Genomic DNA, 20,325 nt, shown 5'->3' on the forward strand with positions numbered 1-20,325 from the left:
TCACCATGTTCGAAGACTACGTTCTGCACCTGCTCTACGGTTACTACCCCTACCTGGCCGGCACCGTGTTCCTGCTCGGCAGCCTGCTGCGCTATGACTACGGCCAGTACACCTGGAAGACCGGCTCCAGCCAGCTGCTCTCCAGCCGCCACATGCGCCTGGCCAGCAACCTGTTCCACATCGGCATCCTGGCGATCTTCTTCGGCCACCTGGTCGGCCTGCTGACCCCGCACTGGGTCTACGAGCCGTTTCTTTCCGCCGGCCACAAGCAGCTCATGGCCATCGTCTTCGGCGGCATTGCCGGGGTGCTCTGCGTGATCGGCGGCGCCATGCTGCTGTGGCGGCGGCTGTTCAACCCGCGGGTACGGGCCTCGTCCAGCTTCATGGACAACCTGATCATCGCGCTGTTGCTGCTGCAGGCCTGCCTGGGGCTGATCACCATCTTCTTCTCGCTGCACCACCTGGACGGCGAGATGATGCTGGCCCTGGCCGGCTGGGCGCAGTCCATCGTGTTCTTCCGCGGCGACGCGGCCAGCTTCCTGATCGGCACGCCGCTGATCTTCAAGATCCACATCTTCCTCGGCCTGACCATCATCCTGCTGTTCCCCTTCACCCGCCTGGTGCACGTCTGGAGCATCCCCCTGGGCTACTTCGGGCGTAACTACCAGATCGTCCGCCGGCGCGGCTGAGGAGCGAAGCCATGGCCCAAATGATCGCCGTCGAGAACCTGCCGGACGAACCCGTCGCGGTGATCCGCGTCGGCAGCGCCCGGCTCAGCGAAGCCGACATCGCCCGGGAAACCCCCTTCCACCCGGCCGCCTCCCTGGCCGAGGCGCAACTGCAGGCGGCCCGCGCCCTGGTGGTGCGCGAACTGCTCGGGCAAAGGGCCGCCAGCCTCGGCCTGCTGCCTGCGGGCGAACTGGCGGAGGAGGGCGCCGACCAGGCCGTGGCGGCGCTGCTGGAGCGCGAACTGCAAGTCCCCGAGCCCGACGAGGAGGCCTGCCGGCGCTACTTCGAAACCCACCGCGAACGCTTCGCCGAGCCGGCCCGGGTCAAGGTCCGCCACATCCTCCTGCCCGCCGCCCCGGACGACGCCAGCGCCCGCGACGCCCACTACCACCTGGGCGAAAAACTGCTGCGCGAACTGCACCGCGACCCGCAACGCTTCACCGAACTGGCCCAACGCCACTCGGCCTGCCCGTCGAAGGAAGAAGGCGGCGACCTGGGCTGGCTAAGCGCCGGGCAAACCGTGGCCGAACTCGACCAGGCCCTGCAGCGCCTGCCCCCGGGCCTGCACGACCGCCCCCTGGCCTCGCGCTACGGCTGGCACCTGGTGAGCATCGACGACCGCCGCGAAAGCAAGCCGCTGCCCTACGTCCAGGTCAGCGCCCGCGTGCGCCACAGCCTGCGCGAGGAAGCCACCCGCCAGGCCCTGCGCCAATACCTGCTGGCGCTGGAAAAGGAAATAGGCGTGAAGGGCATCACCCTCGACGACAGCCCCGAACACGGCGCCCGGTCGTGACGTAGGGCGTATAACCGTTCGCGGTTATACGCCGCTACACCTTCCTTGCCGGCGACTCCGTGGTCGAGCCTGGCGCGGCTCCGACGGCGGCTCCGTGCCCGGCACCGAGCGGAATGCGACCGAGGTCAAACGGCGGATAACGCCGGAGGCGTTATTCGCCCTACGCCAGGCCACCCGTAGGGCGTACAACCGTTCGCGGTTGTACGCCGTTGGCCATGCTACCGGGGCGCCTGGCTCCACCCTGTAGGAGCGCGCCCTGCGCGCGAATCGCGGGCAGGGCCCGCTCCTAAAGTCCGCAATGAGGCACGGAGCTTCCCCGTAGGAGCGGACTCCGTCCGCGATCGGCGGATAACGCCAGGCCTGCCGGTGACGTAGGGCGAATAACCGTTCGCGGTTATCCGCCGCTACACCTTCCTTGTCGGCAACTCCGTGGTTGAGCCTGGCGTGGTTCCGACAGCGGCTCCGTGCCCGGTACCGAGCGGAATGCGGCCAAGGTCAAACGGCGGATAACGCCGGAGGCGTTATTCGCCCTACGCCAGGCCACCCGTAGGGCGTACAACCGCTCGCGGTTGTACGCCGTTGGCCATGCTACCGGGGCGCCTGGCTCCACCCTGTAGGAGCGCGCCCTGCGCGCGAATCGCGGGCAGGGCCCGCTCCTACAGTCCGCAACGAGGCACGGCGTTTCCCGTAGGAGCGAAATCCTGGGAACCCAACACCCGCCGCACCCCGGCCGGTCGGTTCACCAGAGCCTGATGGTGTAGTCGATGTTTATCCGCGTCTCGTTGTCGCTTCGGAACGTGGCGTTCGCATTCTGCTGGTTCCGGTAGAAGGTCTCTCGCAACCGGAACGCCAGGCCCTTCGCGGGGCCGGACTGGATGACGTAGGCCAGTTCGAAGTCCTTCGAGGACTCGCTGAGGCTGCCGCCGCCCAGCGCGGGCAGGTCGATGCTGTCGCCGTGCAGGTAGCGCGCCATGCCGGTGAGGCCCGGTATGCCCGAGGCGGCGAAGTCGTAGTCGTACCTCAGCGTCCAGGTGCGCTCCCTGGGGTTCACGAAGTCCGCGCTCAGGGTACCGTCGCTCAGCACGATGGGCTCGCCGCCGGCGAGGTAGGGAAAGGCGGTATCGCCGAACTGGCGCATGTAGCCGACGCCCAGGCTGTGGCCGCCCCACAGGTAGCTGAACATGCCGCCCACGTTCAGGTTGTCGACCTTCCCGGCCTTGGCCTGGCCATCATCGCGGCTGTCGAATACGCGGATATCCGACTTGAGCCTGCCTTCGCCCAACGGCAGCCAATGGAGCGCGCCCAGGAAGTCCTGGGTATAGATGTCCCGCAGTTCCGCATGGAACAGGCGCAAGGTCAGGTTGTCCGTCCAGCGATAGTCGCCGCCATAGAAGTCGAAACGCTCGGAGGTCGCCCCGGGCTGGAAACGGCCATTGGGCGAGGCCAGTGCGAGCGGCTGGTAATCGGTGGAGTCCCGCTGGTTGACCCGGTCCATTCGCCCCGCATGAAGCGTCAGCCCGTCCAGCTCGTCGGAGATCATGTAGACCCCGCGGAACGACTGCGGCAGAAGCCGGGCAGGGCTTGCGTAGATCACCGGCAGCGAGGGGAACTGCGTTCCTGCCGACACTTTGGTTTTGGAGACCTTGCCTTTCAGGGCCAGGCCGAGTTCGGAGTATTCATCCCGGACTTCTCGGCTCAGCGGGTCGTAGGAAAGCAACTGGGTGCCCGTGCGGTCCGGCGACGAGTCGAGCTTGAGCCCCAGCATCCCTGTCGCATCGAGGCCGAAGCCGACAGTCCCCTCGGTGAAGCCTGAATGGGCCCTGACGATGAACCCCTGGGCCCATTCCCGGGCGGCGGGGTACGGGGTTTCGTCCTTGTAGTCCCGGTCCAGGTAGAAGTTGCGGGCAGTGAGGGTGACGCTGCTGTCCTCGATGAGGTCCGCGAACGCGCTTTGCGAGAGCAAGGCCGCGAACCCCGCCAGGCCGGACAGCCTGAAGTCGAAAGATTGAGTGCTCATGGGGTACTACCTTCTTGTTCTTGTTATGGGTGTAACCAGGGGCCCGGCCGGGATGGCCAGGCGACGACGGGCCGCCGGTTGTTGTGGCCGCCTCTGCGGCCATCAGGAAGCCTGGCGCAGCCGCTCGATGATCCTGCGCGCGCGGTTGGCGCCCACGTCCACGTGGATGTCCACCAGCGGCCGGGGGCCGAACGCGAGCATGTTCCTGTACTGGGCCTCGATCACGACCTTGTCCTCGTCGAAGGTCATGACGGTCTGTTCGACGACCTTCGCCTTGGTCTCTTCGGGATTGCTCCGTGGGTTGGTGGCGATGGTCCAGAAGTAGTGGCTGGTGCTTTCCGTCTCGGGCGTTACGCCGTGGAAACCGCGCATGTGGAAGCCGCCGCGGCGAGGTTCGTCGAGCGATTCGCTGCCGGCGTCGACCGCGCCGGTCCAGATGCGCAGGTGGGTGACGCGGAACTCGATTTCCTGCCAGCGATCGACCTTGCCCCGGAACGGGTAGGCGGCGGTGTAGGTCGGCGGCGGCACCGAGTCCGGCATGTGGCGAACGACCCGCACGCTGTTGTCGTTGCTCTCGACGCGCATCCGGGCGTTCATGTGGATGCTGGCGTTGCCGCCGATGGTCCGCAGGTGCACGTAGCCCAGGTGGCTCAGGTCGAGAAGGTTGTCGTGGATGAGCTGATAGGGGGCCTGGTAGTGGTAGACGCCTCCGTCGTAGAGGTACTCGCCGCTGCTGTGGACCTCGTAGGCCGGGGGCTCGCAGGTCGGCTCCCGGTGCTCCGCGCTGCCGAACCAGATCCAGATGATCCGGTCGCGCTCACGGACGTGGTAGGCCGGCACCTTGGCCTTGGTGGGAATCCTTTCCTGCCCGGGCACCTCCAGGCACTGCCCCGCGCCGTTGAACAGCAGGCCATGGTAGCCACAGCGTACCCCTTGCACTTCGAGCGTGCCGTGGGACAGCGGGAGCGCCCGGTGGCAGCAGCGATCCTCCAGGGCCGCCGGCCGGCCGTCCGCGGTGCGGAACAGTACGACGGGCTGGCCGAGCAGGGTCCTGCCTATCGGCTTGTCTTTCAGCTCCCAGGCGAAGCCCGCGACGTACCACTGGTCCAGCGGGAACTTCGGCGGCGCGGCGGGCGCCGCAACCTCGTAGGCGAGTGACTGGGCTTGCGATGTGCTCATGGCGGTCTCCAGCTATCAGGGGTGGGCTTGTTGAAGGTCACAGGTCCAGCACGAGGCGTGGGCTGCGGGAACGGGAACAGCAAGGGGTGAAGCTGTCGTTTCGGGCGTGCTCCGCGGCGTCCAGGTACTGGTCGCGGTGGTCCGGCTCACCGGCCAGCACGCGGGTGATGCAGGTGCCGCAGATGCCCTGTTCGCAGGCGCTTTCGATTGCGACGTCATGCGCCAGCAGCACCTCCAGGGCGGTCTTCTGCGCGGGCACCTGGAGCACGCGGCCGGAGCGGGACAGCTCGATCTCGAAGGCCCGATCGCCTTCGAGAACCTGCGGCGGAGCCGCGAAGTCCTCGCGGTGGAGCTGCCGATCGCTCCAGCCGGAGGCCTTGGCGGTGGCTTGGATGTGCGACATGAAGCCTGCCGGCCCGCACACATAGAGCTGGTCGCCCTGCGCGGGGGATGCGAGGACCCGCGCTGCATCCAGCCGCTGCTCGACCGGGCCGCTGTCGACATGAACCCGCAGGTGCTTCGCGAAGGGGGCCTCGTTCAGAAGCCCAAGGAATGCCAGGCGATCGATGGAGCGGCCGCAATAGTGGAGCTCGAAACGCTTGCCCGCCGCGAGAAGGCTGTGGGCCATGGCGAGCATCGGCGTGATGCCGATGCCGCCGGCGAACAGCAGGTAGCGATCGCCGCCGAGGTCCAGGTCGAACAGATTGCGCGGTGCGCCTATGGCCAGGCGCGAGCCTTCCTGCACGTCCGCATGCATGCCTCGGGAGCCGCCCCGCGAGGCCGGCTCGTCGAGCACCGCGATGAGGTATCGGCCGCGCTCATGGGGCGAATTGCACAGCGAATACTGGCGGACGATCCCCGGCGCGACATGCACGTCGATGTGCGACCCGGCGGTGAATGCCGGCAGTTCCGCGCCGTTGGCGGCGGCCAGTTCGAAGCTGCAGACACCTTCGGCTTCGGCGATTTTTCGAGCGACACGAACTTCGAGCATGAGCGTACCCCCACCGCGGCTGTGCAGTGTTCGAAAGCGAATGGACGTGGGGCCGGCGTTACCGGCAGGGCGCGTCAGGCGTGAGCGTCGGGAGGGAAGTACGGGCGCGGGTAAGACATGGCACGGCACCTCTGGATTATTATTGTCGTGCCGCGTGCGCTTGGATGCGGACGCGGAATCTATGGGTGATTCCCATCCTAAGTATTTTAGTTGCGATGTCAACCAATTCGCTCAACGCGCAGGAACCGCTCGACATGCCCCGCTCGCCCCTCAACCTGGACCGTTACGTTCCCGCACTGCTGACCTCGCTGACCAACAAGATGGCCAGCGGGGCCTCGGCCTGCTACCGCAAGCATTTCGGGATAGGGATAGTGGAGTGGCGGGTGCTGGCCATGCTCGCGGTGGAAGACCACATCAGCGCCAACCGCGTGGTGCAGGTGATAGGCCTCGACAAGAGCGCCGTCAGCCGAGCGCTGCAGGTGCTCGAGCGCGATGGCCACGTGGCGACGAAGGTCGATGCGAAGGATGCGCGCCGGTACACGGTCTCGCTGACCCCATCGGGGCGCGAACTCCACGACCGGGTACTGGTGACCGCGCTGGAGAGGGAGAGGCTGCTGCTGGCGGCCCTGGGCGAGGAGGAGGTGGAGATGCTCATCGACTTCCTGCACCGGATGAGCGCCCAGCTGGAAGCGGTGAACGCCGTGGAGCCGGAGTCCTGATGTAGGGCGGATAACCGTTCGCGGTTATCCGCCGTTACACCTTTCTTGTCGGCAACTCCGTGGTTGAGCCTGGCGCGGTTTCGAGAGCGGCTCCGTGCTCGGCAGCGAGCGGGGTTGGGCCAAGGCCAAACGGCGGATAACGCGGAGCGTTATTCGCCCTACGCCAGGCCCACCCGTAGGGCGTACAACCGTTCGCGGTTGTACGCCGCTGGCCACGCTACCGAGGTATGCGGCATGGCCGGTGAATCCAATCGCGGACAGAGTCCGCTCCTACGTTCGTGCCTCCCTGAAACTGTAGGAGCGGACTCCGTCCGCGATCTGGCGGATAACGCGGGGCGTTATTCGCCCTGTGTGAGGGCCGGGGTTATCCAGGGTTGCGAACGATGGCTTTGACGAAGCGGGAGGGGATCTGGACCTGGCGGGCACTTTCTTCGTTGCCCACGGACAGCGTCAGCACTTCTCCTAATGACCAGATGATCTTGGTGTTTCTGAAAGTGCAGTTTTCGTCGAGCGGCAGTGCTGCAGGGGCTTTCTTGCCGCAGTAATCTGCATCCAGCACGATTTCGCTGGCGGTGTATTGGCCCAGTCCCAATCCGGACATGACTCGCTCGGGCATCGAACTGAGTGCGCCATTGTAGAGGGCGAATCCCAACGCCAGGGGGACCGAGAAACACAGGCTGGTTCGAACGCCTCCGATAGCTGCCGGTGAGACGAACCCCACCATGGTGTTCACCAACAGGCAGATCAGAGCAACGACCGGCAACTGGAGAGCTTTAGGAACCCACCCCAACGTCGACGCCGAGGACATGACGCCCATTGCCAGTACATTCGAGATCGACAGGGCCAAGTAGCTGACCCAGAAGTATTGCAGGAACGCCCACTTCGGCAGCTCGAATCTGATCTGCAAGGCAATGCCGAACCCCAGAGCTACGAGGGCAGGGGCAATCAAATGCCAGGCCATCAGTGACGAGCCTACGCTGAGCAGTAATGCGGAAGAGAGCAGCGAATGGATAGCAAAGGGCAATACGAAACACAGCAGCCACATCACCCAGGCGTTTCGATCCCGTTGCTTGTCGCTGAGCTCCTTGTTTCTCAGATGGGCCTTGTACCGCTTGTCATTGATGTACAGATACACCAGCGCGAGGCCGGGTAGCGCGACACCCGCGGTCATCAGGATAACGAATCCAAAACCTATCACTGCCGCCGAAAGCAACAATGAAGAAAACTGGAACAGGTCGAAGCTGGGGTAGAAATGATTTCGGAAGAAATAACCGAGGAAGATGGCGAATCCCACAAAGGGTGGTAACCACTTGATCAGGTGCTCGGCGTAGCGCCTGACGTACTGTTCAGTGGCATGGATGTAACGATCGAAAGCATCGACATCCTCTGTCACTTTTACTTGCGTATCCATGCTAGGCATCCGCTGCATTGAGAATGCCGCTCATGGTAAGTGGCCACTATTCATCCCGCCACCTCATCCGCACATCCGTTGCACCCGCCTTTGTAGGAGCGAGCTTGCTCGCGAATAACCTCAGGCACACGGCCCGTTCGCGAGCAAGCTCGCTCCTACGAAAAGATGCCGCCCCGTAGGATGGGTGGAGCGAAGCGATACCCATGCCGCCTCGCCATCGATGGGTATCGCTGCGCTCAACGCCATCCTACGAACAGACCCGGCGTTTATCGGGTGGATGGGGTATCCACCTGTGGCCATTGCCGGTAGGGCACCCAGAGCATGCCTTGCCAGTGCAGCACCGTCAGGGCCTGGGTGGGGCCTTGGAGGGTTTCGCGGCGGGGTTGGCGGGTATCGTGGCGGTAGCTGTCGCGCAGGGTGGGCACCACTTCCTGGGTGATCCATTGGCGGATGCAGCGGTTTTCCGGGTGGAAGTAGTGGATCAGCGTGGCGTATACGGCGGATTCGCTGAGCAGCAGTTCGTCCTCGTAGTCGCCATTGCCGTCGCGTGGCCAGGCGCGGCGGTGCTGGTCGTCGTCCAGGTTGCGCTGCACGCGCTCTTCCAGCCTCGGCACGCCCATCAGCCGGCCGAGGTCGCGGGCGCAGAACCAGCATTGGTCTTCCAGCAGCAGGGCGCGCAGCTGGCGCTTGTGGCGGGTGAACAGGGTGGGGATCAGCTCTTCAGACATGGTGCACCTCCGGGGAGGAGGGGGAAGAGGGCAGGTACGGCGAAGCGCCTTCGGGCTGAAGGCTGGGGGGCACTCCCGGCGTCGCAGAGGTTTTTTGAGGACGAGAAATTCCCCCAGGCTCAAAAAAGCCGCTTAACTTTCGGGAGCGGTCAGGCCGCTAGGTGACAGGCGTTTCTTAGGCGCCGGGGAGAGAGTAAGGGGGCGCGGTTTTAGGGTCAATAGCTCACCTAAGCTGATTGACTCTTTATTATATTATGTAGAAAATCTGTTTTGATTATGTCGCAGACTTCAAGTGCTTGTATGCTCTTGATGATATCTTGTTCGCTGAATAGCCGATTCTTTCTATCGGACCATTTTGCGATAGTGTTTATTATTTCTTGTTGTGTTGTTGCGTTATTTTTGTGAACGATAAATAAAATGCTTGTGAAGAGCTCTAGATCTTGGTTGTCTTCAATTTTGTTCACAAAACTTGAAGCGCTCAGAATTAGGTGCTCTTGGCTTTTTACTGAGCGATAGAAATTTTCGCTTTGTAGTTTTTTCTCCAAGATTTTCTTTGCGTCTTCTGTTTTTGATTTGTGATAGCTTTGGTACTCTGCGATTTCTTTCGTGACGATATCTAAAGAGTGGGAGTATGGGCCATAGTGATGAGCTTCAAATTTGAAGTAATCAGAGTTGTTCAGGTAGTCAATTAGAAATGCTGTTTTTTGAAGTCTAAATCTAGAGAATCGATGAAGGTGCGGTTTTATCTCCATTACTAGATAATGAGATAAAGATAAGCTTGGCTCTTTCTTAGGCTGACTTTTATAGCTTTTGCTGGGTTCGTAGAGCTGGATTTCAACTCCGTCAAGCTCTGATAGTTCTGAGGATATTAAATCCTTGACTTTCGCCCACTCCAGTCCTCCATTTCCACAGCCCAAGGGGGGGATGGCAATTGACTTAATTGATCGGCTTAATATCTCGGATTTAAGAGTCTTTAAACCATCGGAAATAAACTCGTATCGTGATTTTGCACGCCATTTATCTTTGGTTGGAAAGTTTACAATTAGTTTTCCGTCTTCAAGGAATATATGCAATTGCCCCGGTCGCAAATCACCTTTTTTACAGGCCAGTGCATAGCTTTCGAAATTTTTAGGGTATTCCAGCTTAAATTGATAGGCTATCCCTTTCCCCATGTAGCCCTCACAGTTTACTGTGTTGACTATCGCCTCCGAACTGGCTTCGAGTATGTTTCCTGAGGTTAGGCTTATCATGTTCAGAGCTTGGTGAAAAACTGAGGTTGGGCCCATGTGCTAATTCTGAGGCCGATTTTGGACGCTATCTCTTTTGCATGGGCCTCATGAGCTTCGGTTTTAAATAGCAGCTTGTCGAAGTCCTGAGGAGGCACTGTGGCCGGTGATAGGCATTCGGCCATGCATACTAGTTTTGTTTCTTGGTCTTTGTAATCTCTAGTGTTCATGCGTTGCCAATCTATTCGTTGAAAGCCGCTTTCGTAGTCAAAAAGTTGAGGGTGTTCCTTGGAGAGTGGGTGAGTGGGTAGTATTGAGTATCCTGTGCTTCTTGCTTTTTCTCTTGTGACACAAATGTAGAAAAAAGTCTCATCGCGTCGGGAGCTTTGCACTCTTCCATCAAAAGGGTTGTTTGAAAAGAAATGGAACGGGACATATTGGTCAAGTCCGTTCTGTGCTCTCCCGTCAAGGATCTCCGGGTCGGCAACATCACAGAATGTGTGGGAGGCAGATCTAAGTTTCGATCTAGAAATCAATCCGTGAGAAAGAATGCTTTCCAGATTCTTCATACTGGAAAGATGATAGATCCATTTTTGATCTTCAATGAGTTTCCTTTCGCCTGCCATCTATGCGCTCCTGCTTAAATAAAAAACCCCGAACATGTCGGGGTTTTTTATCCGCTACCCCCAACATCCTATCAGGTCCAGCGATCTCTAATGGTCTTGACTGTACAGCTTCTTACGGGGTGTTGCTACCTCTACTGCTCAGGTCAGTCCCAGCTCAGCGCGCCGCCGGTCTGGTACTCGATCACGCGGGTCTCGAAGAAGTTCTTTTCCTTCTTCAGGTCCATGATTTCGCTCATCCACGGGAAGGGGTTGCTGGTGCCCGGGTATTCTTCCTTCAGGCCGATCTGGGTCAGGCGGCGGTTGGCGATGAACTTGAGGTAGTCCTCCATCATCGCTGCGTTCATGCCCAGGACGCCGCGCGGCATGGTGTCGCGTGCGTATTCGATTTCCAGCTGGGTGCCCTGCAGGATCATCTGCGTGGCTTCGTCCTTCATCTGGGCATCCCACAGGTGCGGGTTCTCGATCTTGATCTGGTTGATCACGTCGATGCCGAAGTTCAGGTGCATGGATTCGTCGCGCAGGATGTACTGGAACTGCTCGGCGGTGCCGGTCATCTTGTTGCGGCGGCCCATGGAGAGGATCTGGGTGAAGCCGCAGTAGAAGAAGATGCCTTCCAGCACGCAGTAGTAGGCGATCAGGTTGCGCAGGAACTGGCGGTCGGTTTCCGGGGTGCCGGTCTGGAACTGCGGGTCGGAGATCGAGCGGGTGTACTTCAGGCCCCAGGACGCTTTCTTTGCGACGCTCGGGATCTCGTGGTACATGTTGAAGATCTCGCCCTCGTCCATGCCCAGCGACTCGATGCAGTACTGGTAGGCGTGGGTGTGGATCGCCTCTTCGAAGGCCTGGCGCAGGATGTACTGGCGGCATTCGGGGTTGGTGATCAGGCGGTACACCGCCAGCACCAGGTTGTTCGCCACCAGGGAGTCGGCGGTGGAGAAGAAGCCGAGGTTGCGCATGACGATGCGGCGCTCGTCTTCGCTCAGGCCGTCCTTGCTCTTCCACAGGGCAATGTCGGCGTTCATGTTCACTTCCTGCGGCATCCAGTGGTTGGCGCAGCCATCCAGATACTTCTGCCAGGCCCAGTCGTACTTGAAGGGTACGAGCTGGTTGAGGTCGGCGCGGGCGTTGATCATCTGCTTGTCGCCGACCTGTACGCGGGCGGCGGAGCCTTCCAGGTCGTCCAGGCCTTCCTGGATGTCCAGGGCGTCCAGGGCCTGCTTGGCGCGGGCGACCGCGTCGGAGTCGCTGGCGGAGACGGCGCGGGCTTCTTCCACGGAGCCGGCGGCTTCGTCATCGAGCTTGTCGGCGGCCTGGGCGGCGGCCTTGGCCACGGCCGGGGCGGCCTTGGCTTCGGTGGGGTCTTCCTTGTCGAATTCGTCCCAGCTGAGCATTGGGGGCTCCTTTCAGTCGCAGCTACAAGCGGCAAGCCTGAAGCTGCAAGAGGTTTGGTGTTGCCGGTGAAGCCAGGGCGCACCTGGCTTCACCGTCGTCGAGCACGCTAAGGCAACTGCGGACGGCCTGCGGCCTGTCGCTTGCAGCTTGCCGCTGCTCTTATTGGCAGGCTTCGCAGTCCGGGTTGTCGATGCTGCAGGCCTGCGGGACCGGAGCCGGTTTCGGCTCGGCGGCCGGGGCGGCTTGCAGGCCTTCGTCGATCACCGAGCTCACGGCGTTCAGCTTGCCGGTGTTGATGGTGGACTTCTCGGTGCTGGTGGCGGCCAGGGCACGGAGGTAGTAGGTGGTCTTCAGGCCGCGGTACCAGGCCATGCGGTAGGTCACGTCGAGCTTCTTGCCCGAGGCGCCGGCGATGTACAGGTTCAGCGACTGGGCCTGGTCGATCCACTTCTGGCGGCGGCTGGCGGCGTCGACGATCCACTTGGTCTCGACTTCGAAGGCGGTGGCGTACAGGTCTTTCAGGTCCTGCGGGATGCGCTCGATCTGTTGCACGGAGCCGTCGTAGTACTTCAGGTCGTTGACCATGACCGGGTCCCACAGGCCGCGGGCTTTCAGGTCGCGTACCAGGTAGGGGTTGATCACGGTGAACTCGCCGGAGAGGTTCGACTTCACGTACAGGTTCTGGTAGGTCGGCTCGATGGACTGCGACACGCCGGTGATGTTGGCGATGGTCGCGGTCGGCGCGATGGCCATGATGTTCGAGTTGCGGATGCCTTTCTGTACGCGAGCGCGCACCGGGGCCCAGTCCAGGGACTCGGTCAGGTCGACGTCGATGTACTTCTGGCCACGGGCCTCGATGAGGATCTGCTGGGAGTCCAGCGGCAGGATGCCCTTGGACCACAGCGAGCCGTCGAAGGTCTCGTAGGCGCCGCGCTCATCCGCCAGGTCGCAGGAAGCCTGGATGGCGAAGTAGCTCACCGCTTCCATGGACTTGTCGGCGAACTCGATGGCCGCGTCGGAGCCGTAGGCGATGTGCTGCAGGTACAGGGCGTCCTGGAAGCCCATGATGCCCAGGCCCACCGGACGGTGCTTGAGGTTGGAGTTCTTCGCCTGCGGAACCGAGTAGTAGTTGATGTCGATGACGTTATCGAGCATGCGCACCGCGGTCTTGACGGTTTTCTCCAGCTTGGCGGTGTCCAGCTTGCCATCGACGATGTGGTTGACCAGGTTCACCGAACCCAGGTTGCACACCGCGATCTCGTCCTTGTTGGTGTTCAGGGTGATCTCGGTGCACAGGTTCGAGCTGTGGACCACGCCCACGTGCTGCTGCGGGCTGCGCAGGTTGCACGGGTCCTTGAAGGTCAGCCACGGGTGGCCGGTCTCGAACAGCATCGAGAGCATCTTGCGCCACAGGTCTTTGGCCTGGATGGTCTTGAACAGCTTGATCTTGCCGTACTGGGTCAGGGCTTCGTAGTACTCGTAGCGCTCTTCGAAGGCCTTGCCGGTGAGGTCGTGCAGGTCCGGCACTTCCGAGGGCGAGAACAGGGTCCACTGGCCGTCGTCGAACACGCGCTTCATGAACAGGTCGGGAATCCAGTTCGCGGTGTTCATGTCGTGGGTGCGGCGGCGGTCGTCACCGGTGTTCTTGCGCAGCTCGATGAACTCTTCGATGTCCATGTGCCAGGTTTCGAGGTACGCGCAGACGGCGCCCTTGCGCTTGCCACCCTGGTTCACGGCCACGGCGGTGTCGTTCACCACCTTCAGGAAGGGCACGACGCCCTGGGACTTGCCGTTGGTGCCCTTGATGTAGGAGCCCAGCGCGCGCACCGGAGTCCAGTCGTTGCCCAGGCCACCGGCGAATTTCGACAGCATGGCGTTGTCGTGGATGGCGCTGTAGATGCCCGACAGGTCGTCCGGCACGGTGGTCAGGTAGCAGGACGACAGCTGCGGACGCAGGGTGCCGGCGTTGAACAGGGTCGGGGTCGAGCTCATGTAGTCGAAGGACGACAGCAGGTTGTAGAACTCGATGGCGCGGTCTTCTTTGTGCTTCTCTTCCACCGCCAGGCCCATGGCCACGCGCATGAAGAAGACTTGCGGCAGTTCGAAGCGGATGCCGTCCTTGTGGATGAAGTAGCGGTCGTACAGGGTCTGCAGGCCGAGGTAGGTGAACTGCTGGTCGCGCTCGTGGTTGATGGCCTTGCCCAGTTTCTCCAGGTCGAAGGTCTTCAGCTGCGGGTCGAGCAGTTCGAACTCGACGCCTTTCTCCACGTAGGCCGGCAGGGCGCTGGCGTAGAGGTCGGCCATTTCGTGGTGGGTGGCGCTGTCGGCCACGCCGAGGAAGCCCAGCGCTTCGGCGCGCAGGGTGTCCATCAGCAGGCGGGCGGTGACGTAGGAGTAGTTCGGCTCGCGTTCCACCAGGGTACGGGCGGTCATCACCAGGGCGGTGTTGACGTCCTTCTCGGCCACGCCGTCGTACAGGTTCTTCAGGGTCTCGCGCTCGATCAGCCCGCCGTCGACTTCGGCCAGGCCTTCGCAGGCTTCGCGGATGATGGTCTGCAGGCGGCCCATGTCCAGCGGCTGGGTGCTGCCGTCGGCCTTGGTGATGCGGATGCTCGGGTGCGGCTGGGCGACTTCGCCGGCGCTGCTGGCGTTCTTGCGCTCGTTGGCGCGGGCTTCGCGGTAGATCACGTAGTCGCGGGCGACTTTCTGTTCGCCGGCGCGCATCAGGGCCAGTTCGACCTGGTCCTGGATCTCTTCGATGTGGATGGTGCCACCGGACGGCATGCGGCGCTTGAAGGTCGCGGTGACCTGCTCGGTCAGGCGCGCGACGGTTTCATGGATGCGCGACGAGGCGGCAGCGGTGCCGCCTTCCACGGCGAGGAACGCCTTGGTGATGGCTACGGTGATCTTGTCATCGGTGTAGGGGACTACGGTGCCGTTGCGCTTGATCACGCGCAGCTGGCCGGGCGCGGTGGCGGCCAGATCCTGGGCGGATTCGGCGGCCTGCGGCGCTGCGGCCTGCGGGTTCTCGCGAGTGGTGTCGATTTGCATGGGTGGGTGTCTCCACATTCTCTTAGTGGGTTCTGTCACTGGCGCCAGGGGCGCCGCTCCGGAAAAACAGCAATAAAGAGCGTGTGCGTCCGGCGGGGCCGGCCGCATGAAAACTTGCGTAACAGGGGAAGGGGACTCAAGCGCCTCCCTGGCCCAAGTCGGGTGTCCGGCTTTACGGGCCGGAACCACAATACCTAGTGGTGTTGACCGATCGGTTGCAACACCCGTACCGCATGGCCATCGACATCGATCACTCCTTTGCGGCCTACGCCGCGTCGGACTTCCGTACGCCTGGATGCAGCTGCTGGGGGAACCGGAGGAGCCGTGGAAAAGGCTCGCGACCTCGTGCTTCTTCTTGTGTCCGGTTCCAGGTTGCGGACCCAACATGTAGGGGTTATCCGCAACGGGGATACAAGATAATGCGCTATGGGAGGCTTTGCAAGGCGGGAGGCTGGGGGAAACCTGTGGATAAATTGTGGGTGGCGTGTGCGTGATCGCGTATGGATCGCGCCAGGCCGCACCGCTGCTGATTTTCACCGTTCGTCATGAGCGACTGACAGATTCAGGAGTTGGCCTGAGGCTGTCAGGGTGTGAACCCTACCACAATATCTTGTGGTCCTGCCCCGTCGCGTTCCGCCCGTGCCATGGCGCGGCTTCCTGGCTACAATGCGGCACGTCCGTACGCGCCGCGCGGCGCCCTGGCGCCTGCCTCACGGCGGTGCGCGGCGGACCCGTTCAGGTGCATTGGGAGGCGGTGTGGAGCAAGAGGCGCGAATCCTCATTGTCGAGGACGACCAGCGGTTGGCCGAGCTGACCCAGGATTATCTGGAAAGCAACGGCCTGAAGGTGAGCGTCGAGGCCGACGGCGCCCGCGCGGTGGACCGCGTGCTGGCGGAACGGCCGGACCTGGTGGTGCTGGACCTGATGCTGCCCGGCGAGGACGGCCTGTCGATCTGCCGGCGCCTGCGCCCGGACTACGACGGCCCGATCCTGATGCTCACCGCGCGCACCGACGACATGGACCAGATCCAGGGCCTGGAGATGGGCGCCGACGACTACGTGTGCAAGCCGGTGCGCCCGCGCCTGCTGCTGGCGCGCATCCGCGCCCTGCTGCGGCGCAGCGAGGGGCCGGAGGAGGCACCGGCGGTGGGCAGCAAGCGCCTGACCTTCGGCACGCTGGTGATCGACAACGCCATGCGCGAGGCCTGGCTGGACGACCAGACCATCGAGCTGACCAGCGCCGAGTTCGACCTGCTCTGGCTGCTGGCCGCCAACACCGGGCGCATCCTCTCCCGCGAGGAGATCTTCAATTCCCTGCGCGGCATCGAGTACGACGGCCAGGACCGTTCCATCGACGTGCGCATCTCGCGCATCCGCCCGAAGATCGGCGACGACCCCATGCACCCGCGGCTGATCAAGACGGTGCGCAGCAAGGGCTACCTGTTCGTTGGCGAGCAGTAGGGGCAACGCTCTCGCCAGCGTCCGTGTTCACGTAGGATGGCGTGGAGCGCAGCGATACCCATCGATGGGAATCGCTTCGCTCATCCCATCCTGCGTGTTGCATCCATACTTCCCGGCGCCATCCCCGCGCCTCCACGCCGGCCGCTGAACCCGGCACAGGGCTTCGCCGATGAAATCCATCTTCCTGCGCATCTACGGCGGCATGCTGCTGACCCTGGTGCTGGTCGCCGCCCTCGGCGTGCTGACCCTGCACCTGGTCAACGAGGTGCGCGGCGACCGCTACCGCGAGGAGCTGGCCCGCGGCACCTTCCGCCTGATGGCCGACGAGATGGCGCCCATGGAGGAGGTGGACCGCAAGCGCGCGCTGCTGCAGTGGAGCCGCCTGATGGGCATCCCGCTGAGCCTGCAGAAGCTCGACGCCCTGGGCATGGACGGCCGCGACCGCGCGCGGCTGATGAACGACCAGGTGCTGGTGGAGGCCTTCGGCCCGCACCAGGTGAATATCTACACCCAGGTCAGCCTGCAGGAAGGGCTGGTGCTCACCGGCGAGGTGGAGCAGGTCAGCGAGCAGCTGGCGCGGGCCACCATCTATATGCTGATGGACGAGCTGCGCCGCTTCCCCGCCAGCGAGCAGCCCTACCACCTGGCGCGCATCGTGCGCGACAAGCGCTTCGGCTTCGACGTGCACCTGCTGCGCCTGAAGGAGATCGACCTGGACGACGACCAGAGCCGCCGGGTGGAGGAGGGCGACACCGTGCTGGCGCTGGGCAAGAACGGCGATTCCATCCGCGTGGTGGCCGGCATCGTCGACACGCCCTGGGTGCTGGAGCTGGGGCCGATCTACCAGATGAACCCCTACCCGCCGCAACTGCTGCTGCTGATCGCCGCCGTCGGCCTGTCGCTGATCGGCCTCACCCTGTACCTGCTGGTCAGCCGCCTGGAGCAGCGCCTGCGCGGCCTGGAGTCGGCCGCCTCGCGCATCGCCCGCGGCAGCCTGGAGACCCGCGTGGAGGAGCGCGGCAGCGACTCGGTGGGGCGCCTGGCCGGCACCTTCAACCACATGGCCGAGCAGATCCAGCGCCTGGTCAGCGTGCAGCGCGAGCTGGTCCGCGCGGTGTCCCACGAGTTGCGCACGCCGGTGGCGCGGCTGCGCTTCGGCCTGGAGATGATCGAGTCCGCCGAGGACGACAAGGCCCGGCGCAAGTACATCGAGGGCATGGACGGCGACATCCAGGACCTCGACCAGATGGTGGACGAGATGCTCACCTACGCGCGCCTGGAGCAGGGCTCGCCGGCGCTGACCTACCAGAGCGTGGAGCTGGGCGCGCTGGTGCGCCAGGTGGTGGCGGAGATCGCCCCGCTGCGCCGCGAGGTGCAGGTGAGCTGCGAGGCGGGCGCGCTGGTGCCCTTCGACCAGGGCAGCTGGATCGAGGCCGAGCCGCGCTACCTGCACCGCGCCCTGCAGAACCTGCTGAGCAACGCCATCCGCTACGCCGAGACGCGGGTGCGGGTGAGCTACCGCGTCAGCCTGGACCGCTGCCAGGTGGACGTCGAGGACGACGGCCCGGGCGTGCCCGAGGACCGCTGGGAGCGCCTGTTCACGCCGTTCTTCCGCGTCGACGACAGCCGCACGCGGGTCACCGGCGGGCATGGCCTGGGGCTGTCCATCGTGCGGCGGATCATCCGCTGGCACGGCGGCCGGGTGTCCATCGCCCACAGCCCGGGCCTGGGCGGCGCCTGCTTCACCCTGACCTGGCCGCGGCGCCAGGCGCCCAGGGAGTAGGCCGGCCGGCGGCCCCGGTTGATACTTTACGAAAATACATTATATATTTTTGTATATTGTTTTCTGGAAGCCCTGTCCATGAGCATCGACTGGAATGCCTTCACCCCCTGGAGCGCCCTGGCCGGCGGCGCGGTGATCGGCCTGGCCGCCGGCCTGTTCGCCCTGCTCAACGGCCGCGTGGCCGGCATCAGCGGGTTGCTCGGCGGCCTGCTGGCCAGGGGCGGCGCCGGCGGCGAGCGCCTGGCCTTCCTCCTCGGGCTGTTGCTGGCGCCGCTGTTGTGGCTGGCCTTCGGGCCGCTGCCGGCGCTGCACTTCGACAGCGCCTGGCCGGCGCTGCTGCTGGCCGGGCTGCTGGTGGGGCTGGGCAGCCGCTACGGCGCCGGCTGCACCAGCGGCCATGGGGTGTGCGGCCTGGCGCGGCTGTCGCCGCGGTCGCTGGTGGCCACGCTGTGCTTCATGGCCAGCGGTTTCGCCAGCGTCTTCTGCATCCGCCACCTGCTGGGAGCCTGAACATGGCCCGATTGAGCGCCTTCCTCTGCGGCCTGCTGTTCGGCCTGGGCCTGCTGCTGGCGGGCATGGCCGACCCGGCCAAGGTGCTGGCCTTCCTCGACCTGGCCGGGGCCTGGGACCCGTCCCTGGCCCTGGTGATGGTCGGCGCCATCGCCACCGCCCTGCCGTTCTTCGGCCTGGCCCGGGGCAAGGCCCATGGCCTGCTCGGCGGCGCCATGCAGCTGCCGGCGCGGCGCGACCTGGACCGCCGCCTGGTGCTGGGCAGCCTGCTGTTCGGCGTCGGCTGGGGCATTGCCGGCATCTGCCCGGGGCCGGCGCTGGTCGGCCTGGGCGCCGGCCACTGGCAGGCGGCGCTGTTCGTGGTGGGGATGCTGGCCGGCATGGGGCTGTTCGAATGGCGCCAGCGGCGCGAGGGTGACGGGGCATGAGGCCTCGGCTGCTTGGACGCGCGGCGGCCCGCCGCCTACGCTACCGGGGAATTCCCCGGCAAACCGAGGCCCCATGTCCGACCTGAACGACCCCCGCGTCTTCTTCGCCGCCGAGCGCACCCTGCTGGCCTGGAACCGTACCGCCCTGGCGCTGATCGCCTTCGGCTTCGTGGTGGAGCGCACCGGCCTGCTGCTGCGCCTGATGCACGCCGGCCTCGAGACCGCGGCGGCGCAGCGCATGGCGTTCTGGGTGGGGCTGGGGTTCATCGCGCTCGGCTGCGTGGCCGCCTGCAGCTCGGCGCTGCAGTACCGCCAGGTGGTGCGCGGGCTCAAGCCGGTGGAGATTCCCGAGGGCTACCGGGTCAACGCCGGGCCCTGGCTCAACCTGGCGGTGGCCGGCCTGGGCCTGCTGCTGACGCTGTACCTGGCGTTGTAGCACCAGGTAAAGTTGACCTTTAAGTCAATAAGTGCAGAATGCTGGCGTGCTCCCCGGCACGGACGCCCACGGCCAGGCTGATGGCGTTGCCCTTAATGGGTATTGCAGTGCCGCGGGTATCGTTATGTAATTTTTGATATAACGAATCTCCAGCGGCGGGCCCCGCTCTCGACCGGGGCCCGCCAGCGAGGTGCCGTGGCATCCATCAGGAAGGAACACCGAGAATCACATGGGAAGCCTTGATCACCGCCGTGGCCTTGACGCCGGCCGCCAGCCCCAGCTCGGCGACGGCGTCGCGGGTGACCACCGCCACCACTTCGCTGCCGCCGCCCAGGTCCAGCACCACCTCGGCGTTCACCGCGCCATCGGCCACCGACTTCACCGTGCCGGCCAGGCAGTTGCGCGCCGACAGGCGGATGCCCTCGGCGTCGGTCATCAGCATCACCCAGGGCGCCTTGACCAGCGCCACCACGTCCTTGCCCTGGGCCAGGCCGAGGCTCTTCACGCTTTCCTCGGTGACGATGGCCACCAGGTCGTTGCCGCCGGGCAGTTGCACCACCACCTCGGCATTCACCGCGCCGTTGCGCAGTTGCCTGACCTTGCCGCGGAACACATTGCGCGCGCTGACTTTCATGTCTTTCTCTCCTTGGCTCCAGTGAGGTCAGGAAGGTATAGCAGAGCCGGCGGGCCCCTCGAAGCAGAACGACAGCCAACCACTGGAGCACATCGATGAAACACGCATTCGCCCGCCTTTCCCTGGCCCTGGCGGCCTGCCTGGCCGCCCACGCGGCGCTGGCCGACGAGGTGCAGGTCGCCGTCGCGGCCAACTTCACCGCGCCCATCCA

The 20,325-nt window shown here is 63.9% G+C and carries 18 protein-coding genes and 1 pseudogene; 9 read left to right on the forward strand and 10 right to left on the reverse strand.

The features are described 5' to 3' along the window. The first annotated feature begins 5 nt into the window (after positions 1 to 5). Positions 6 to 689 carry a respiratory nitrate reductase subunit gamma gene (gene narI, locus VV867_RS27370; protein ID WP_089394604.1) on the forward strand — a complete coding sequence of 228 codons (684 nt, stop codon included), beginning with the start codon at positions 6 to 8 and terminating at the stop codon, positions 687 to 689. Between the two features lie 11 nt (positions 690 to 700). Further along, a complete protein-coding gene (locus tag VV867_RS27375; RefSeq protein ID WP_328568065.1) occupies positions 701 to 1,522 on the forward strand; it encodes a peptidylprolyl isomerase in 822 nt (273 codons plus the stop codon). Positions 1,523 to 2,261: 739 nt separating this feature from the next. Here the strand turns inward: VV867_RS27375 and VV867_RS27380 are convergent. The 3 genes from VV867_RS27380 to VV867_RS27390 all read right to left on the reverse strand — a co-directional run bounded on the left by VV867_RS27380 (position 2,262) and on the right by VV867_RS27390 (position 5,709). Beyond that, positions 2,262 to 3,539 (reverse strand): OprD family porin, encoded by a 1,278-nt coding sequence (locus VV867_RS27380; protein ID WP_328568066.1) that lies wholly within the window; start codon positions 3,537 to 3,539, stop codon positions 2,262 to 2,264. Between the two features lie 102 nt (positions 3,540 to 3,641). Continuing rightward, positions 3,642 to 4,718 carry an aromatic ring-hydroxylating dioxygenase subunit alpha gene (locus VV867_RS27385; RefSeq protein ID WP_328568067.1) on the reverse strand — a complete coding sequence of 359 codons (1,077 nt, stop codon included), beginning with the start codon at positions 4,716 to 4,718 and terminating at the stop codon, positions 3,642 to 3,644. A gap of 37 nt (positions 4,719 to 4,755) precedes the next feature. After that, a complete protein-coding gene (locus tag VV867_RS27390) occupies positions 4,756 to 5,709 on the reverse strand; it encodes a PDR/VanB family oxidoreductase (RefSeq protein ID WP_328568068.1) in 954 nt (317 codons plus the stop codon). A 254-nt stretch (positions 5,710 to 5,963) separates the two neighbouring features. On the opposite strand from VV867_RS27390, the gene VV867_RS27395 reads away from it, so the two are divergent. Further along, the gene (locus tag VV867_RS27395) at positions 5,964 to 6,428 is read left to right on the forward strand and encodes a MarR family winged helix-turn-helix transcriptional regulator (RefSeq protein ID WP_328568069.1); all 465 of its coding nucleotides are present in this window, start codon (positions 5,964 to 5,966) and stop codon (positions 6,426 to 6,428) included. A gap of 364 nt (positions 6,429 to 6,792) precedes the next feature. On the opposite strand, the gene VV867_RS27400 is transcribed toward VV867_RS27395, so the two are convergent. The 6 genes from VV867_RS27400 to VV867_RS27425 all read right to left on the reverse strand — a co-directional run bounded on the left by VV867_RS27400 (position 6,793) and on the right by VV867_RS27425 (position 14,862). Beyond that, entirely contained in the window at positions 6,793 to 7,839 is a 1,047-nt protein-coding gene (locus VV867_RS27400) for a hypothetical protein (protein ID WP_275629290.1), read from the reverse strand. 266 nt (positions 7,840 to 8,105) lie between these two features. Beyond that, positions 8,106 to 8,567: a BRO-N domain-containing protein gene (locus VV867_RS27405; protein WP_328568070.1), complete on the reverse strand. Its 462-nt coding sequence runs from the start codon at positions 8,565 to 8,567 to the stop codon at positions 8,106 to 8,108. A 227-nt stretch (positions 8,568 to 8,794) separates the two neighbouring features. Then, positions 8,795 to 9,817 carry a type II toxin-antitoxin system antitoxin DNA ADP-ribosyl glycohydrolase DarG gene (gene darG, locus VV867_RS27410; protein WP_328568071.1) on the reverse strand — a complete coding sequence of 341 codons (1,023 nt, stop codon included), beginning with the start codon at positions 9,815 to 9,817 and terminating at the stop codon, positions 8,795 to 8,797. A gap of 2 nt (positions 9,818 to 9,819) precedes the next feature. Then, on the reverse strand, positions 9,820 to 10,419 hold the full coding sequence (locus VV867_RS27415; protein WP_328568072.1) for a DarT ssDNA thymidine ADP-ribosyltransferase family protein: 600 nt from the start codon (positions 10,417 to 10,419) through the stop codon (positions 9,820 to 9,822). Between the two features lie 143 nt (positions 10,420 to 10,562). Further along, entirely contained in the window at positions 10,563 to 11,810 is a 1,248-nt protein-coding gene (locus tag VV867_RS27420; protein ID WP_089394612.1) for a ribonucleotide-diphosphate reductase subunit beta, read from the reverse strand. Positions 11,811 to 11,970: 160 nt separating this feature from the next. Continuing rightward, positions 11,971 to 14,862, reverse strand: coding sequence for a ribonucleoside-diphosphate reductase subunit alpha (locus VV867_RS27425; protein WP_328568073.1), 2,892 nt, complete (start codon positions 14,860 to 14,862; stop codon positions 11,971 to 11,973). Positions 14,863 to 15,618: 756 nt separating this feature from the next. Here VV867_RS27425 and VV867_RS27430 point away from each other — a divergent pair. The 5 genes from VV867_RS27430 to VV867_RS27450 all read left to right on the forward strand — a co-directional run bounded on the left by VV867_RS27430 (position 15,619) and on the right by VV867_RS27450 (position 19,480). Further along, positions 15,619 to 16,323 carry a response regulator gene (locus tag VV867_RS27430; RefSeq protein ID WP_328568074.1) on the forward strand — a complete coding sequence of 235 codons (705 nt, stop codon included), beginning with the start codon at positions 15,619 to 15,621 and terminating at the stop codon, positions 16,321 to 16,323. A 169-nt stretch (positions 16,324 to 16,492) separates the two neighbouring features. After that, positions 16,493 to 18,106: an ATP-binding protein gene (locus VV867_RS27435; protein ID WP_328568075.1), complete on the forward strand. Its 1,614-nt coding sequence runs from the start codon at positions 16,493 to 16,495 to the stop codon at positions 18,104 to 18,106. Positions 18,107 to 18,184: 78 nt separating this feature from the next. After that, positions 18,185 to 18,616, forward strand: a complete 432-nt coding sequence (locus VV867_RS27440) for a YeeE/YedE family protein (protein ID WP_089394616.1) — start codon at positions 18,185 to 18,187, stop codon at positions 18,614 to 18,616. A gap of 2 nt (positions 18,617 to 18,618) precedes the next feature. Further along, a complete protein-coding gene (locus tag VV867_RS27445) occupies positions 18,619 to 19,044 on the forward strand; it encodes a DUF6691 family protein (protein ID WP_089394617.1) in 426 nt (141 codons plus the stop codon). Positions 19,045 to 19,117: 73 nt separating this feature from the next. Continuing rightward, complete coding sequence (locus VV867_RS27450) at positions 19,118 to 19,480, forward strand: YidH family protein (protein WP_275629302.1); 363 nt, start codon at positions 19,118 to 19,120, stop codon at positions 19,478 to 19,480. 205 nt (positions 19,481 to 19,685) lie between these two features. Here the strand turns inward: VV867_RS27450 and VV867_RS27455 are convergent, their stop codons facing one another. After that, on the reverse strand, positions 19,686 to 20,114 hold the full coding sequence (locus tag VV867_RS27455; protein WP_089394619.1) for a TOBE domain-containing protein: 429 nt from the start codon (positions 20,112 to 20,114) through the stop codon (positions 19,686 to 19,688). A gap of 95 nt (positions 20,115 to 20,209) precedes the next feature. Here VV867_RS27455 and VV867_RS31240 point away from each other — a divergent pair. Continuing rightward, positions 20,210 to 20,325, forward strand: a pseudogene (locus tag VV867_RS31240) (molybdate ABC transporter substrate-binding protein); the annotation flags it as partial.

Origin of the sequence: Pseudomonas sp. JH-2 (genome assembly GCF_036231725.1) — a bacterium.
In the GTDB taxonomy this organism is placed as follows: domain Bacteria; phylum Pseudomonadota; class Gammaproteobacteria; order Pseudomonadales; family Pseudomonadaceae; genus Pseudomonas; species Pseudomonas delhiensis.

Bases quoted from the DNA above. Each gene is read 5' to 3' on its own strand.
- narI (WP_089394604.1), top strand. From the start codon at position 6: ATGTTCGAAGACTACGTTCTGCACCTGCTCTACGGTTACTACCCCTAC.
- VV867_RS27375 (WP_328568065.1), top strand. From the start codon at position 701: ATGGCCCAAATGATCGCCGTCGAGAACCTGCCGGACGAACCCGTCGCG.
- VV867_RS27380 (WP_328568066.1), bottom strand. From the start codon at position 3,539: ATGAGCACTCAATCTTTCGACTTCAGGCTGTCCGGCCTGGCGGGGTTC.
- VV867_RS27385 (WP_328568067.1), bottom strand. From the start codon at position 4,718: ATGAGCACATCGCAAGCCCAGTCACTCGCCTACGAGGTTGCGGCGCCC.
- VV867_RS27390 (WP_328568068.1), bottom strand. From the start codon at position 5,709: ATGCTCGAAGTTCGTGTCGCTCGAAAAATCGCCGAAGCCGAAGGTGTC.
- VV867_RS27395 (WP_328568069.1), top strand. From the start codon at position 5,964: ATGCCCCGCTCGCCCCTCAACCTGGACCGTTACGTTCCCGCACTGCTG.
- VV867_RS27400 (WP_275629290.1), bottom strand. From the start codon at position 7,839: ATGGATACGCAAGTAAAAGTGACAGAGGATGTCGATGCTTTCGATCGT.
- VV867_RS27405 (WP_328568070.1), bottom strand. From the start codon at position 8,567: ATGTCTGAAGAGCTGATCCCCACCCTGTTCACCCGCCACAAGCGCCAG.
- darG (WP_328568071.1), bottom strand. From the start codon at position 9,817: ATGATAAGCCTAACCTCAGGAAACATACTCGAAGCCAGTTCGGAGGCG.
- VV867_RS27415 (WP_328568072.1), bottom strand. From the start codon at position 10,419: ATGGCAGGCGAAAGGAAACTCATTGAAGATCAAAAATGGATCTATCAT.
- VV867_RS27420 (WP_089394612.1), bottom strand. From the start codon at position 11,810: ATGCTCAGCTGGGACGAATTCGACAAGGAAGACCCCACCGAAGCCAAG.
- VV867_RS27425 (WP_328568073.1), bottom strand. From the start codon at position 14,862: ATGCAAATCGACACCACTCGCGAGAACCCGCAGGCCGCAGCGCCGCAG.
- VV867_RS27435 (WP_328568075.1), top strand. From the start codon at position 16,493: ATGAAATCCATCTTCCTGCGCATCTACGGCGGCATGCTGCTGACCCTG.
- VV867_RS27440 (WP_089394616.1), top strand. From the start codon at position 18,185: ATGAGCATCGACTGGAATGCCTTCACCCCCTGGAGCGCCCTGGCCGGC.
- VV867_RS27445 (WP_089394617.1), top strand. From the start codon at position 18,619: ATGGCCCGATTGAGCGCCTTCCTCTGCGGCCTGCTGTTCGGCCTGGGC.
- VV867_RS27450 (WP_275629302.1), top strand. From the start codon at position 19,118: ATGTCCGACCTGAACGACCCCCGCGTCTTCTTCGCCGCCGAGCGCACC.
- VV867_RS27455 (WP_089394619.1), bottom strand. From the start codon at position 20,114: ATGAAAGTCAGCGCGCGCAATGTGTTCCGCGGCAAGGTCAGGCAACTG.